The 14,841-nt window shown below is 41.2% G+C and carries 10 protein-coding genes; 5 read left to right on the top strand and 5 right to left on the bottom strand.

Annotated elements, in window-relative coordinates; genetic code table 11:
* Positions 1-32: 32 nt before the first annotated feature.
* The 3 genes from UXI14_RS09425 to UXI14_RS09435 form a co-directional block, all read right to left on the bottom strand.
* On the bottom strand, positions 33-2,237 hold the full coding sequence (locus UXI14_RS09425) for a RelA/SpoT family protein (protein ID WP_277898555.1): 2,205 nt from the start codon (positions 2,235-2,237) through the stop codon (positions 33-35).
* A 121-nt stretch (positions 2,238-2,358) separates the two neighbouring features.
* The gene (locus tag UXI14_RS09430; protein WP_335965933.1) at positions 2,359-3,597 is read right to left on the bottom strand and encodes a M48 family metallopeptidase; all 1,239 of its coding nucleotides are present in this window, start codon (positions 3,595-3,597) and stop codon (positions 2,359-2,361) included.
* Positions 3,598-3,662: 65 nt separating this feature from the next.
* Complete coding sequence (locus UXI14_RS09435) at positions 3,663-4,463, bottom strand: RNA methyltransferase (protein ID WP_335965934.1); 801 nt, start codon at positions 4,461-4,463, stop codon at positions 3,663-3,665.
* Positions 4,464-4,724: 261 nt separating this feature from the next.
* On the opposite strand from UXI14_RS09435, the gene UXI14_RS09440 reads away from it, so the two are divergent.
* The 5 genes from UXI14_RS09440 (at position 4,725) to UXI14_RS09460 (ending at position 10,512) form a co-directional block, all read left to right on the top strand.
* Positions 4,725-5,396, top strand: coding sequence for a TetR/AcrR family transcriptional regulator (locus UXI14_RS09440; protein ID WP_335965935.1), 672 nt, complete (start codon positions 4,725-4,727; stop codon positions 5,394-5,396).
* Positions 5,393-7,039, top strand: a complete 1,647-nt coding sequence (locus UXI14_RS09445) for an ATP-binding cassette domain-containing protein (protein ID WP_277898559.1) — start codon at positions 5,393-5,395, stop codon at positions 7,037-7,039. Before UXI14_RS09440 ends, UXI14_RS09445 begins: the two co-directional genes overlap by 4 nt.
* Before the next feature lie 3 nt (positions 7,040-7,042).
* Positions 7,043-8,410, top strand: coding sequence for a biotin/lipoyl-binding protein (locus UXI14_RS09450; protein ID WP_335965936.1), 1,368 nt, complete (start codon positions 7,043-7,045; stop codon positions 8,408-8,410).
* Positions 8,388-9,824, top strand: a complete 1,437-nt coding sequence (locus UXI14_RS09455) for a TolC family protein (protein WP_335965937.1) — start codon at positions 8,388-8,390, stop codon at positions 9,822-9,824. The genes UXI14_RS09450 and UXI14_RS09455 overlap by 23 nt, the downstream gene beginning before the upstream one ends.
* 295 nt (positions 9,825-10,119) lie before the next feature.
* The gene (locus UXI14_RS09460; protein WP_335965938.1) at positions 10,120-10,512 is read left to right on the top strand and encodes a hypothetical protein; all 393 of its coding nucleotides are present in this window, start codon (positions 10,120-10,122) and stop codon (positions 10,510-10,512) included.
* 3 nt (positions 10,513-10,515) lie between these two features.
* Here the strand turns inward: UXI14_RS09460 and UXI14_RS09465 are convergent, their stop codons facing one another.
* Together UXI14_RS09465 and UXI14_RS09470 are read right to left on the bottom strand one after the other, a co-directional pair.
* Positions 10,516-11,811: an amidohydrolase family protein gene (locus UXI14_RS09465; RefSeq protein ID WP_335965939.1), complete on the bottom strand. Its 1,296-nt coding sequence runs from the start codon at positions 11,809-11,811 to the stop codon at positions 10,516-10,518.
* A 7-nt stretch (positions 11,812-11,818) separates the two neighbouring features.
* Positions 11,819-14,824, bottom strand: coding sequence for an amidohydrolase family protein (locus UXI14_RS09470; RefSeq protein ID WP_335965940.1), 3,006 nt, complete (start codon positions 14,822-14,824; stop codon positions 11,819-11,821).
* Between the last annotated feature and the right edge of the window lie 17 nt (positions 14,825-14,841).

Here is a 14,841-nt window from a genome sequence, read left to right on the forward strand (position 1 = left end):
TACGAATTAGATTACAAATGTAGTATTTAAAATTAAATTCGTCTTACTTTATCGATACCATTAATTTTTTTCAAGTTTTCTAACAATTTTTTTAAGATGGTTTTATTTTTAACTTCCACGGTAATTTTTCCGGAAAAAACACCGCCTTCGGTTTCAAAGTTGATGTTTTTCATGTTTACGTGCATGTTGTTGGAAATTACCTTGGTAACGTTGCTTACCAGCCCTAAATTGTCTATCCCGTCCAATTTAATAATGGCCGTGAACTCCTGTTGTGTCGAATCGATCCATTTTGCGGGAATAATCCGGTATGCATAATTGGACTGGAGCGTAATGGCGTTGGGACAGTTTTTCTTGTGCACCTTGATGCCTTCGTTTACCGTAATGAAACCAAAAACTTCATCTCCGGGGATGGGGCTGCAACAATTGGAAAATTTATAGTCCAGTTTTTCCTCCTCCTTGCCAAAAACAAGCTGGTCGTAATTGGTGGTAATTTCTTCTTTGTTAATTTCTTCGGAAGATGCGGGCTTGCGCATTTTATTTTTAAAGAAATTAATGAAGGTATTGTTTCGCGAGGCGGCAAAATCCTTTAGCATCTGGTTGTCTATGGTGCTGATCCCGATGCGGTAGAATAAATCCAAGCTGGTTTTCAGTTTAAAATAGACCACCAGATCGTTTACCACTTTTTCGTTAAGGGTAATTTTAAGCTGCTTTAATTTTCGACGGAGGATTTCCTTGCCTTCTTCGGCAATTTTTTTCTTCTCTTCTTTCAGGGAAGATTTTATTTTGGCCCTGGCCCTGGCCGTTGTGGCATAATCCAACCAGTTGGCATTTGGTTTTGAACTCTCGGAAGTAATGATCTCTACCTGATCGCCGCTCTTTAATTCTTTGCTGAGCGGGACCAACTTACCGTTTACTTTTGCCCCACGTGTTTTCAGGCCTACTTCCGTATGGATATTAAAGGCAAAATCCAGTGGGGAGGCCCCTTTTGGCAATGATTTTAATTCGCCTTTTGGGGTAAAAACAAAAATTTCCTGCGAATAGAGGTTCAGTTTAAATTCCTCAACAAAATCCACTGCATTTCCTTCGGCGTTTTCCAAGGCTTCCTGCAGGCGGTTGAGCCAAATTTCAATTCCCTGTTCTTTTTGGTCGCCGTGCTTGTATTTAAAGTGGGCCGCATATCCCTTTTCTGCAATTTCGTGCATGCGCTCACTTCGTATCTGCACTTCCACCCAACGGCCCTTGGGACCGATCACGGTAATGTGCAGTGCTTCGTACCCGGTAGTTTTTGGGGAAGAGATCCAGTCGCGCAAACGCGTCGGGTTGGGCCTAAAGTGGTCTGTGACGATGGAATATATCTTCCAGGCGAGAAACTTTTCGTTTTCGCGGTCGCTTTTGTAGATAATACGGATGGCAAACTTGTCGTATACTTCATCGAAGCCCACGTTTTGGGCCTTCATTTTCCGGCGGATGGAAAAAATGGATTTTGGCCGTCCTTTGATCACATAATTCAGCCCTTCATCATCAAGGCTTTCCTTGATAACATTGCTAAATGAACTTATGTAGGCTTCCTGGTCTTCCTTGCTTTCTTCCATTTTGCTCAAGATGTCGTTGTAGACATTTGGCTCGGTATATTTTAAACCAAGGTCTTCCAGTTCGGTTTTTATGTTATAAAGCCCAATCCTATGGGCGAGCGGGGCATAAATGTACAGTGTTTCCGATGCAATTTTTACCTGCTTATGATCGGCCATGGAGTCCATGGTCTGCATATTGTGCAGGCGGTCGGCAATTTTTATGAGTATTACCCTGACATCGTCGTTTAGGGTAAGCAGCATTTTCCTGAAATTTTCGGCCTGAAGGGAAATGTCCTGTTCGGACGTCATTTGTGAAATCTTGGTAAGGCCGTCTACGATCCTGGCCACGGTTTCACCAAACAGGCGTTCCATATCTTCGAGCGTATACGAAGTGTCTTCCACCACATCGTGCAACAAAGCTGCCGCAATGGCAGTTGCATCCAGCCCTATTTGCTGTGCCACTATTTTTGCAACCGCAATTGGGTGGAAAATATAAGCTTCGCCGCTTTTTCTCCGTTGGTCCTTATGTGCATCAACGGCCGTATCAAACGCCAACCTGATCAATTTTTTGTCTTCATCAGAAAGTGTTTGGTAACTTATGCGCAACAATTCCTTGTATTGCCTGGCGATCTGCTTGTTTTCTTTTTCTATGTCCAATACCCTCATATACTAAAAATACTATAATCTTTATTATTTAACAACAAATTCCATGCCCTATTCTCATGGAGATGTTAACAAGTTTATTTACAGAAAAGGGCGCTTCTAAGGTATGAGAATACACTATATATTAATGTTGTGCGCTCAAATTTTTAAACCTTTCCAGTAATGTAGGGTGCGAATAATGCACAAATACATACGCCGGATGCGGGGTTAGATTGCTCAAACTGTTTTTGGACAGCTTTTTAAGGGATGTGATCAGCGGTAATGGAGCATAGGTTTCTTTTGCATAATCGTCGGCCTGGTATTCAAATTTTCTGGAAAAATAGTTCATGATAAGTCCCGTAATTTCCGAAATGGGGCTGTACAAAATACCAAAGGCAATCAAACCTGCATGAAAACTGGGCTGTTTAACGCCAATGGCCAAGGAGAGTTCGGGAATGTTGATGAAAAGGGAAAGGAGGTACAAGGTCAAACCGGTTAATACGACCGATGCGGTAATGTTGAAAATAATATGCCTGCGCTTGTAATGCCCCACTTCGTGTGCGAGCACCGCTACAATTTCATCCTCCTCCAAATCTTTTATAAGAGTGTCGAACAGGGTTATCCTTTTTTGTTTGCCAAACCCCGAAAAGTAAGCATTTGCCTTGGTAGAGCGCTTTGAGCCGTCTATCACAAAAACATTGTCCAGCTCAAACCCGACCTTTTGGGCATATGCTTCTATTTTTGACCGTAGGCTCCCATCTTGTAAGGGGGTTTGCTTGTTAAAAAGTGGGACTATAAGGTTGCTGTAAAACATATTTATTAAAACGGTAAAAACAGCCACCAATGCCCAGGCGTATATCCAAAAATCAGCACCCGTCAGCATATAAAACCATATAACGAGCGAGAGTATCCCGCCGCCCAGGACGATCATCATCAGCCATCCTTTTAGCTTATCAAGGAAAAATGTTTTTTTTGACATTTTGTTGAAGCCAAACTTTTCTTCGATGACAAAAGTATGGTAATAAGAAAAGGGTATGGTCAAAATATCACCGGCCAATAGAATGGTCCCGAAGAAAATAAGGGTCACGGCTATTTCGTTGTTGCTGATGCCCCTTGCAAGCTTGTCCACAAATTCAAACCCGTCCAAAAAGAAAAAGGCCAGTGTAAGCATTAAAGAGTACAGGGAACTGATATTGGAAAATTTGTAATTGGTTTTTTTATAAGCCTGCGATTTTTTGTATTCGCCCTCGTCATAGACATCGTTTAATTCTTTTGGGACGGGACGGTCGAAATTCTTGGCATTGAGGTAATCCAGGATCTTATCAACGATAAAATCGAGCAGCAGGATTGTTATGATGCTATAAAAAATGGTTTGTGGTGTCATCTTCTAAATAATTGGATGCTACAAAAATAGGATTGTTTTTTTAGGCCATGGACTTTTTCTGAGATTTACAAGAAACCACGTTGCCTTTTTGCCTCAAAAATAACGATGGCGGCAGCTACCGAAACATTCATGGAATCGATTTCGCCTTGCATGGGGATAAGAATGTTCTGGCTGGAAGCATCGAGCCATTCCCCGCTAAGTCCGGTAGCTTCGGTTCCCACAACAATGGCGGTTGGAACGGTATAATCCAAAGTACTATAATTTACCGGTGCCGTCAAGGCGGCACAGTTGATGGCAATTTTTTTTAATTGCAGGTATTCAATAATCTCCAAAGTCGTGCCCGTTGCAATTTTATTGGTAAAGACACAACCTACACTGGAACGGATGATGTTCGGGTTGTACAGGTCGCTTTTTGGATTGGCAATGATTACCGCATCCAAATTCGCCGCATCTGCCGTGCGGAGCAATGCACCGATATTTCCGGGTTTTTCTGGGGCCTCGGCCACCAAAATTAACGGATTTGCGTTTTTTAAATCCAAACTGTTTAAGCTATGCGGTTTGCTTTGGGCAATGGCCAAAATTCCTTCTGTGGTTTGCCTATACGCAAGTTTTTGATATACTTCTTTTGAGATTTTAATAAATTCTACCGAAGGAAGTTTTTTGATTAAAGCGTCCAGATTTTCTTCAGAAAAAATATCGGCAAAAAAAAGAAGGGTTTGTATGTTGTAATTTCCCTTGAGGGCCAGTTTGAGTTCCCGTTGTCCTTCAATAACAAAAAGTCCTGACTTGCGCCTTTCTTTGGATTTTTCCTTGAGCTGTAAAATTTGTTTTACAAGATTGTTTTGAGTGCTGGTAATTTCTTTCAACGCTATTTTTTTTCAAAAATAAATTAAAATCACCGGAAAACAATATTCCTATTTGGCATTGAGTTTCATTGGGCATGAATGATTTTATAAAATATACATTACGATATTTCAAATATAACGGCCTTATTTTTTTACATCAATAATTAAAAACCCCGCTTTTGAGAATCCCGTTTTTTTACTGTTAATTAACGTTAAATATACATAAGTTAATAGTGTTACTATTAATTTTGTGCGCTTTCATATTAAAATGCTGAAAATTAAATGGAATTTCCTGGAAATTTACGTTTTACAATTAATGATAAATTATACCTGAAGGACCCTGAATCTTCCGAATTAGGGAGGAAAATCCTTAAGTATAGCATTATCCTTATCGACCAGATAGGGTTTGAATCCTTCACCTTTAAAAGGTTGGGGCAATGCATAGGATCCAATGAAAGTTCGGTATACCGCTATTTTGAGAACAAGCACAAATTGTTATTGTATTTATCTTCCTGGTACTGGTCCTGGATAGAATACAGGATGTTGTTTTCCATCCAGAACATTGCCGACCCCCTGCAAAAACTGCATAGGGTAATTGAAGTGGTTGCTGCCGAAGTAAAGGACGATGAGACAACGGCATATATAGATGAGGCCATACTTAACAGGATTATAATTTCCGAGTATTCCAAAACATTTCTCACCAAGGAAGTGGACAAGGAAAACAAGGATGGTTTCTTTTTGGTCTACAAAAGGATAAACCTTTTGCTGGCCGATATCATATCTGAAGTTAAGCCCGATTATCCATACAGTAAAACATTGGCTTCATCCATAGTTGTTGGTACCATTAACCAGCATTTTTTTAAACAACACTTTAAAGCGATTACCGATTTTTCCGGTCATGATGGGGAAGTCGCATCGTTTTATATTAAAACCCTTGATAAAATATTGCTATGACACCATTTAAAAGATTTAGAGGCTTGCTGAAAGTGGATAAAAAAGATATATACCAGATTTTTTTGTATTCCATCCTTGCCGGGGTAATCAGTTTGTCGCTTCCCTTGGGGATACAATCCATTGTTAATTTCCTTCAGGCGGGAAAGGTAAGCACGTCTTGGATAGTGCTGGTAATTATTGTGGTTCTGGGGGTAGCAATGGTCGGGGTTTTTAGGATTATGCAATACCGTATAACGGAAAATTTGCAACAAAAGATCTTTGTGCGGTCTTCTTTTGAGTTTGCTTATAGGTTTCCTAAAATGAAGTTCAGCAAGCTTTACCCTTATTTGCCGGAAGAACTTGCCAACCGCTTTTTCGACACGCTCAATGTCCAAAAGGGCGTTTCAAAATTATTGCTGGATATTTCCGGAGCTGCGCTCCAGGTTATTTTCGGCATTATCCTTTTATCGCTATACCATTCTTTTTTCATTCTGTTCGGCATGATGCTCATTGTGTTGTTATACCTAATATTCAGGTTAAACTTTTCTTCGGGTGTGGCAACAAGTTTGAAGGAGTCTAACTATAAATACAAGGTAGCGCATTGGTTGCAGGAAATAGCAAGAAACCATATGAGCTTCAAAAACAAAAGGGTTTTTAATTTTTCCCTCGACAAAAATGATGATTTGGTTGGCGGTTATTTAAAAGGAAGGGAAAGCCACTTCGATATTTTAAGGAGACAGTTTATACAACTTACCGGGTTTAAGGTGCTTATGACGGCAGGACTGCTTATTATTGGCGGTTTGCTGGTATTAAATCAGCAAATGAACATTGGTCAGTTTGTGGCCGCCGAAATTATTATTCTGAATATTACCAATGCCGTTGAAAAACTTTTTTCGGGCACAGAGTTGTTTTACGACGTGCTGGCATCGTTGGAAAAAATAGGAAAGGTCATGGATATCGAGTTGGATGCAGAGGAAGAAGGGCAGTATAAATTAAACGAAAAGCCCATAGCTATTGAAACAAGGGGGTTGTCGTACAAGTTTCCCGATTCCGACCAGTTTGTGCTCAAGGACGTTTCCATGGAGATAGCACAAGGCGACCGTATTCTTATCGAAGGGCCCAACGGATCGGGAAAAACAACACTGGCCAGGCTCTTAAGCCGTGTAATAGAACCCACAGAGGGCATGTTATATATCAATGGGACTAACTATAAAAAGTATTCCTTGGAAGATTTTAGGTTTAACATAAGTACCATAAACGTTAACGACAATGTTTTTGAAGGGACTATTTTAGAGAATATCACCTGTAAAAATCCCGATATTTCACTTGCAAGGATAGTGTCGGTAATGGAAGATTTAAAGCTGGCAGAATATATCAAGTCCCTTCCTAACGGATTGGACACAAAGGTCCACTCGGGGGGAAAACAGCTTTCGTCTTCCATCGTCGAAAAAATATTATTGGTCCGCTGTGTCCTTTCCGATCCCAGGATGATTTTTCTGGAAGAACCTTTGGAAAATGTAGATAAGGACTCTGCTAAAGAAATTATTGATTACATGACTGCCAAAGACAAGCCCTGGACATTGGTGGTAATTTCAAAGAACCCTTATTGGAAGTCAAAATGCAATAAGAGTTTTTATATGGAACAAGGTACTTTAAAAAATTAAGCTATGTTGAATATTTCAGATAATAGAATCCATAACTATATAGATGTTGGCAGGTTTAAGTCCATGAAGATTTTTGCCGACAACAAACACTATAAGATCATCCGTAAAGTTGTTTGGGGTGTGTTTATTGCATTGATCTTGGTTTTGTTCCTGCCGTGGACGCAAAATATAAGCGGAAGCGGTTTTGTAACTACGCTCAAACCCGGACAACGGCCACAAACGGTGCATGCCATTATTGGCGGTAGGATAGAAAAATGGTATGTGCAGGAAGGGGATTATGTAGAAAAGGGCGATACCATTTTATACATTTCCGAGACAAAATCGGAGTATTTGGACCCCAACCTTATCGAGAATACCGAAAGCCAGGTCAAGGCCAAGGAAAATGCTGTTGCATCGTACATGGCCAAGGTGGAAGCCCTTGGAGAGCAAATTCAAGCCATTAAAAGGGAAAGACAACTTAAACTTAAACAGGCCGATAATAAATTAAAACAAAGTAGGCTTAAAGTAGAAAGCGACAGTATGGAACTGGAAGCCATAAAAACGCAGTTAAGTATTGCCGAAACTCAATATCAGCGGGCATTCAATTTAAACGAAGAAGGCCTAAAGCCTATGACGTATGTTGAAGAAAAGAGGGTTAAGCTTCAGCAAATGCAGGCCAAGATAATAACACAAGAGAATAAGTTTTTGGCAAGCCAGAACGAATTGATCAATAGCGAAATGGAGCTTACCCGTTTGTCGGCATCCTATTCGGAAAAACTGGCCAAGGCAAACAGCGACCGCCAAACGGCATTGAGCACCCAATTTGATACCGAATCCAATGTAAGCAAACTCCGGTCGCAATTTGCCAATTACAAGCTCCGTAATGGCATGTATTATATTACCGCGCCCCAAACGGGTTATGTGAACCGGGCATTACAATCGGGTTTAGGGGAAACGGTCAAGGAAGGCGCCTCGATAGTGAGTATTATGCCGGCATCTTTTGAGATTGCCGTGGAATCGTATGTGGAGCCTATGGATTATCCTTTAATAAATAAGGGAGAAAAGGTCAGGATATGGTTCGATGGATGGCCTACAATTGTTTTTAGCGGTTGGCCCGGGGTTTCGTACGGTACCTTTGGGGGTGTTATTGTGGCCAAGGAGAATTTTATAAGTGCCAATGGTAAATACCGGGTATTAATAGCCCCCGACCCGAGTGATAAGCCCTGGCCAAAGCTATTGAGCATTGGTGCGGGCACACAAACCCTTGCCTTGTTGGACACGGTTCCTATTTGGTTTGAAATATGGCGGACATTAAACGGGTTCCCGCCCAACTTTTACAGGACCCAAACGGGTGCAAATACAAAAGCAAATGCAGAAAAAACAAACAAGTAAACTTAGTTTGCAACAAAAACTGAGAAAATATATAATTGGGTGTGGCTTATTATGGCTTATGTGCTTTACGGGAATTGCACAGGCTCAAAATGCCAACGAAGAGTTTACCTATGATGAATTTCTGGGCATTGTAAAAAAATACCATCCTTTGGTAAAGCAGGCAAATCTTATTGTAAGTGCCTCCCAGGCAAAATTATTAAAGGCAAGGGGGTATTTCGACCCAAAAATATCGGCTGATTTTTATAAAAAGCGTTTCGACGATAAAGAATATTACAACTTATTCAACGGCAACCTTAAAGTGCCGACCTGGTACGGGGTAGAGTTTAAGGCAGCTTTCGATAGAAATCAGGGGGAATATTTAAACCCTGAAAATTACGTTCCCGAAGATGGGCTGGCAAGCATTGGGGTTTCTGTGCCTATTGGTCAGGGACTATGGATCAATGAGCGCATGGCGGAAGTTAAAAAGGGAAAGCTTTACCGGCAATTGGGTGATTACGAAAGGACCTTGGCAGTAATGGATGCACTTTTTGAAGCATCTGAAGCATATCTGGACTGGAAGCAGCAGTACGAAAAAGTGATGCTTTACGAAAGGTTTTACCATAATGCATTGGAACGCCAACAATGGATAAAAAAGGCTATCGAACTTGGAGAGCTGTCGCCAATAGATAGTGTAGAATCCGGGATTATACTTAAAACGCGCAAGCTTGAACGGGACCAGGCCGAACTTAAATTAACAAAAAGCCGGCTGCACCTCTCTAATTATCTTTGGGCAGCGGATGATATCCCTTTGGAACTTTCGGAAAAAATGGTGCCGGAAGAAAACCTAAAAGATAATATGTTGGATGTATTGGGCATTAATCCCATGGCCACCGAGGTGAACCTTGAAAATCATCCAAAATTGAATGCCTTGAGTACTAAAATAGACATGAAAGAGGTGGACCGCAAGTTAAAGGCGAATAAGCTTTTGCCAAAATTGCGGCTCAATTACAACTATATAGCAGCACCAAATTATTTTAATAATTATAATTGGGACGATTATAAAATTGGGGCTTCGCTTTCGTTCCCTATTTTGTTGAGAAAGGAAAGGGCAGAAGTGAAAATAGCAGAAGCCGAGCTTAACAATGCTCAATATGGATTGCAGTTTCAAAGGCAAACACTTCAAAATAAAGTGAGGTCCAAATATGCCGAGCTAGAGTCGTATCAATCACAAATGGGCATGAACATGGACCTAATTGCCGATTATAAACAAATGCTCGATGCAGAGGTTAGGCTTTTCGAGTTGGGCGAAAGCTCCATATTTTATATTAATACCCGTGAAAACAAATTGGTAAAAGCCAAAGTGACACAAATAGAACTGGAAAACACCTATTTTTTAATAGTTGCCGATTTGTACCGGGCTTTGGCTAAAATATAAAAACGCTTAGTTAATTTTGACTGAAATTGGTGTCCGGTTGGGTCAATTCACTTAAAATGCCCTTGAAATGGCTTGGCGACATTTCCATAATTTATGCCATTTCTTTAATTAAATTTATTTCTGATGAACCGATATGGCCATCGGCCGCCGCAACTGCAAAAGCAAATTATATAATATTTTCCTTGCCATGTTCGTTTAAAGACGGGGTAATTTGCTTTAAATAGGTGTCGATTTTTTCAGGGTTGTTCTCAATTTCTTCAATAAGCGCCTCCAATTGGCCCATATCTATATTGTTATGGATATATATTTGTTTAGAATTTTAAATACTATTTCCTTCTCGCTATTAGCTATTTCTCCATCGGCTAAAATCATTAAAACCATTAAATGGTTGATGGTCACATGCATTCAGTTTTGTGTGGTAGGCTCTTATAGCTTAATCCCTGGGGATAAAAGTTCCCTTGCAATGGTTGCATTCAACATATTCGCCAGCACTTCCGAGTGGAATTATAGGAATGAAATAAAGCGTGAAAAATTTGGTGACCTTACGGTGCCTGTAAGGTTTGCTTGTGTCGCATCGGGGGCAGTTAAAGTCGCCGGATTTAATGGTAGACTTAATGCCCCTTGTTCCAAAAATAATCATAGTATTATACGTTTAGGTCAAAAAATGAGGTTGAACATATTAGGGTAATTACTATTTTTTGCTGTATTTTTCGGTATAGCGTTTCCACAGTTCTGTTTGGTGGGTTTCCAAGCTAATGTCCCTTCCCTGAATATAAGCTTTACTGATAATGTTTGTCCGCATGTCCAGTGCATCGCCCTCTGAAATAAACAACGTAGCGTCCTTTCCTGTTTCTATAGTTCCAACCAGCTTGTCTACCCCGGCTATTTTAGCGGCATTTTCAGTGATCAATTGTACGGCCTGTTCCTTGGCCATTCCATAAGCGGCAAAAGATCCGGCATAAAATGGCAGGTTCCGTGTATTCATGCGTTCCATGCTCCCGCTCGGGTCTATACTACACAATACGCCCGCTTTGCTTAGTAATGAGGCCAGCATGAAGGTATGTTTGATGTTTTCATCATCACTGCTCGGGAGCCGGTGCGGGCGCTTAACCACTACGGGAATATTATTTGAGGCCAATAAACCGCTGACTTCATCGGCTTGGTCGCCGCCAACAACCACTATTTTTTCAATGCCTGCTTTTTTGGCAAAATTAACGGCATCGGTAATTTCGCGTTTTCCGTCTACATGAATAAATAGTTTTTGGGTGCCGTCAAAAAGACCTTTGGTAGCTTCGTAAGGCAGATTCCTGGGGTTTTGGTTTCCCGCCAGATATGCTTTGGCTTCCATTAAAAAGTGTATTATCCCGTCTATTTCTTTGGTATAATCTTCGTTGGGTTTCAACCCCGGGTCCTCGCCCCGCCATGGACGCCCTCTTTTTAAACTGTTTGGCCAATTCATATGAACGGCATCATCGACCTTTATGGCCGCATCTTCCCAGTTCCAGGCATCAAATTGTACCACCGAGGATGTTCCGGAGATACTACCGCCCCGTGGGGTGACCTGCCCCATTAAAACTCCGTTTGGGCGCATGCTTTCCACCACTTTAGACTCGGCATTGTAGGCAATTAAACTCCGGATATGGGGCAGGAGCGAACCAATTTCGTCCTCGTCATCGGTAGCCCGTACCGCATCAATTTCCACGAGTCCCAATGTAGAGTTTAAGGCAATAAAGCCGGGATATATATGTTTTCCAACGGCATCTATTACTTGGCTAAACTCATTTTTATCAACAGCAGAGGCACTTCCCACGTAGGTGATTTTTCCATCGTTAAAACCAACGGCCCCGTTTTCTACCACGGTTCCGTTGCCAATATGTATTGTGGCCCCTGTTATCAAGATGGATGATGTTTGCGGCGATGCCGGTGTTTGCTGTGCTAAGATGATGTGGGTTATCATCAAAAAGGCTGTATATATTAATTTTTTCATTTTAAGGCTATTTCAATTGATAAATTAGTGTGTTGCAATGGAACGCTTCGTCTTCCTTTACTTTTGGGGCCTGTGTTTTTACCCCGTTGTTTTTGGCACGTATCATCATATTAACGAGCTCGTTTTTTTCCTGTCGGATTAGGGTTTCTGCTTCCTGCATTTGCTCATAGTCATAATAAACGGCACCTTCAATAATTGTTTTTTCGGCAATAGCGTACACCGAAAGCGGATGGTCGCTCCATAAAACCAAATCGGCATCCTTCCCTTCTTTAATACTTCCAATATGGGTATCGAGGTGCAATAACTTTGCAGGGTTGATGGTAACCATTTTCCATGCTTCTTCTTCGCTCATACCGCCGTATTTAATAGTTTTGGCGGCTTCTTGGTTTAGCCTTCGCGACATTTCGCCATCGTCTGAGTTGATGGCGACGGTAATTCCCTGATCGTGCATAATTGCGGCATTGTAGGGAATGGCATCGTTTACCTCAAATTTGTAAGCCCACCAATCAGAAAAGGTAGAGCCGCCAACCCCGTGTTCTTTCATTTTATCGGCAACTTTGTAGCCTTCCAGAATATGGGTGAAAGTGTTAATGTTGAAGTCGAATTTCTCGGCTACTTTCATGAGCATGTTTATTTCGCTCTGCACATAGGAATGGCAGGTAATAAAACGCTCTTTGTTTAATATCTCGGCCAAGGTTTCCATTTCCACATCGTAGCGTGGGGCTTTTGTTCTGGATTTTTTAGAAGAAGAAAGCGCATTGTATGCTTTCCATTGTTCACTGTATTCTTTGGCCCTTTGGAAATAATCGGTAAAAACCTGCTCCACGCCCATGCGGGTCTGTGGAAAACGGATGGTCTGCGAAGCTCCCCAATTGGATTGCTTCACGTTTTCGCCCAAGGCAAATTTTATAAACTTGCTGCGTTCTTTGTATAAAAGGCCGGTTGGGTCCTCGCCCCATTTTAGTTTTATAATGGCTGAACGTCCGCCAATCGGGTTTGCCGATCCGTGCAGTATTTGAATGGTAGTGACGCCCCCTGATAAATTTCTGTATATGTCCGCGTCTTCAGAGTTAACGACATCTTCAATGGTAACTTCGGCAGAGCTGTTATGCCCGGCCTCGTTAATTGCGGCGGCCGCAATATGCGAATGCTCGTCTATAATCCCTGCGGTGAGGTGTTTCCCGGTTGCGTCTACGATTTTTGCGCCCGATGCGGATAAATTTGTACCAATGCTTGCAATTTTTCCATTTTTTACCAAAACATCCGTGTTTTGCAAAATGCCGGTATCTTCACTGGTCCAAACCGTGGCATTTTTAAACAATATGGTTTGTTGTTGGGGCAGGCTTTTTAAACCAAAGGCCTTATTTGGATAGGTAACGGGAAATACTTTTGGAATCTCATCCGTTTCGGTTTCTTTTTCCTTTTCTTGTGAAGCTTTTTTGATGGCTGTCCAATTTGTTGTGTTTCCGTTGGTAAGTACCGCTTCACCTTTTAAATTTCCTTCGGAAGCAATTAAAGAAGAAAGCCTGATGAATTGATCTTTGTAGGCATCGCCTTCGGGGTTGAAGAATAAGTGCAGCCATCCGTTCTGGTACGTAATATTTGAAGCAATCTTCGTGGCCCCCTTTTTAAGTTCCGATTTTATTTTTTCAAGTTCACCAGAGAGGGAAAGCGCATAACTTTCGCTATTGATATTCAAGGTATATTCTCCCCGGATATCAATGGTTTCCATATTATTTACAACATGTTTGTTGCCTTGAACCCAGTTTTCGTAAAGTGTGGTTTCTTTATCAAAAATATCGCCGGAGGTAATTAAAAAATTGGCATAACGTCCTTTTTCCAAGGTCCCTATTTCATCGCTTTCGTTCAGTAAGGAAGCGGGGATTGTAGTTAAGGCTTCCAAGGCCGTGGTTTTATCGAGACCGTATGCAATTGCTTTTAAGAGGTTTGCCTTAAAATCGGTTAGTTTTTTATTGTCTTTTGCGGTAATGGCAAAAGTTACATTGTTTTCGGCCAATACTTTTGGGTTGGTAGGGGCCTGGTTCCATAACAGCATTTCTTCCAAAGAAATTTTGTTGGCCATGTAGGGGTCGGTAACATCGTAAGCATCGGGAAAATTTAGCGGGATAATGTAAGAGGCCTTGGTGTCTACGATTTCATCAATGCGCTCAAATTCGTTGCCGCCACCTTTTATAATGTAATTCAATTTAAATTCGTCGCCAAGGTTGTCTGCCCTTAAGTCGTTTAATTTATCATCTGCAATAAAAATCTGCGGAAGCGGTCTGTTTTTAATCAAAGCTTCCAGGGAAAGGTCTTTTCCCTCTGCATTTCCCGCTTCATACCATTGTGCATCAAAATACATTTGCCGCAATAGGGCAATGGCCCCCATTAACGATGTCGGATAGGCCTGTCGGGAAGCTTTACTTTTTTCGAATGAAAGGAATTGAGCGGCATCCTCGGCAATAATTCTTTCACTATTTGTAGTATTTTCATTCAATGCGATCAATGCTCCGCTACCCCTTATAATTCCGTCGGAAATATGAGTGTTTACAACGCCAAAACCTGCATCTAGCAATTCTTTGGCTCTTTTTTCTTCAAAAGAAAATTTTTCAACTGCCCTGTTTTCCGGCATTACATGATCGTTCCAATAATAGCCTTCGCGTGATGCATCGTATTGTGGGGTATTGCTTTTTTGCGGTTCTTTGGGGGCCAAAATTCCAAAATCGGAATACATATCGATAAAGGAAGGATAAATGGACTTCCCGTTAAGGTCGATGGTAACACTGTTTTCGGGAATGGAAACCGAACTGCCAACGGCGGCCACTTTTCCGTTTTGGACAAGGAGCACTCCGTTTTCAATAATGTTGGTAGGGGTCACGTAAATTTTTGCGTTTTTAAATGCAGTGTAGTTGGAGTTTTCTGTTTTAACACCGTCGTTTTGTGGGAAATATTCTTGAGAAAATAAAGATAAAGAACACCCGAACAGTGCTAAAATGCATAGTTTGATTTTCATTTATTATAAGAGTTATA

It is taken from the genome of Galbibacter sp. PAP.153, from assembly GCF_037029175.1.
Lineage (GTDB): Bacteria > Bacteroidota > Bacteroidia > Flavobacteriales > Flavobacteriaceae > Galbibacter > Galbibacter pacificus.

Excerpts from the sequence above, each read along its gene's own strand:
- UXI14_RS09450 (WP_335965936.1), top strand. The coding sequence starts at position 7,043 with ATGTTGAATATTTCAGATAATAGAATCCATAACTATATAGATGTTGGC.
- UXI14_RS09460 (WP_335965938.1), top strand. The coding sequence starts at position 10,120 with ATGGATATATATTTGTTTAGAATTTTAAATACTATTTCCTTCTCGCTA.
- UXI14_RS09455 (WP_335965937.1), top strand. The coding sequence starts at position 8,388 with ATGCAGAAAAAACAAACAAGTAAACTTAGTTTGCAACAAAAACTGAGA.
- UXI14_RS09440 (WP_335965935.1), top strand. The coding sequence starts at position 4,725 with ATGGAATTTCCTGGAAATTTACGTTTTACAATTAATGATAAATTATAC.
- UXI14_RS09470 (WP_335965940.1), bottom strand. The coding sequence starts at position 14,824 with ATGAAAATCAAACTATGCATTTTAGCACTGTTCGGGTGTTCTTTATCT.
- UXI14_RS09445 (WP_277898559.1), top strand. The coding sequence starts at position 5,393 with ATGACACCATTTAAAAGATTTAGAGGCTTGCTGAAAGTGGATAAAAAA.
- UXI14_RS09465 (WP_335965939.1), bottom strand. The coding sequence starts at position 11,811 with ATGAAAAAATTAATATATACAGCCTTTTTGATGATAACCCACATCATC.
- UXI14_RS09425 (WP_277898555.1), bottom strand. The coding sequence starts at position 2,237 with ATGAGGGTATTGGACATAGAAAAAGAAAACAAGCAGATCGCCAGGCAA.
- UXI14_RS09430 (WP_335965933.1), bottom strand. The coding sequence starts at position 3,597 with ATGACACCACAAACCATTTTTTATAGCATCATAACAATCCTGCTGCTC.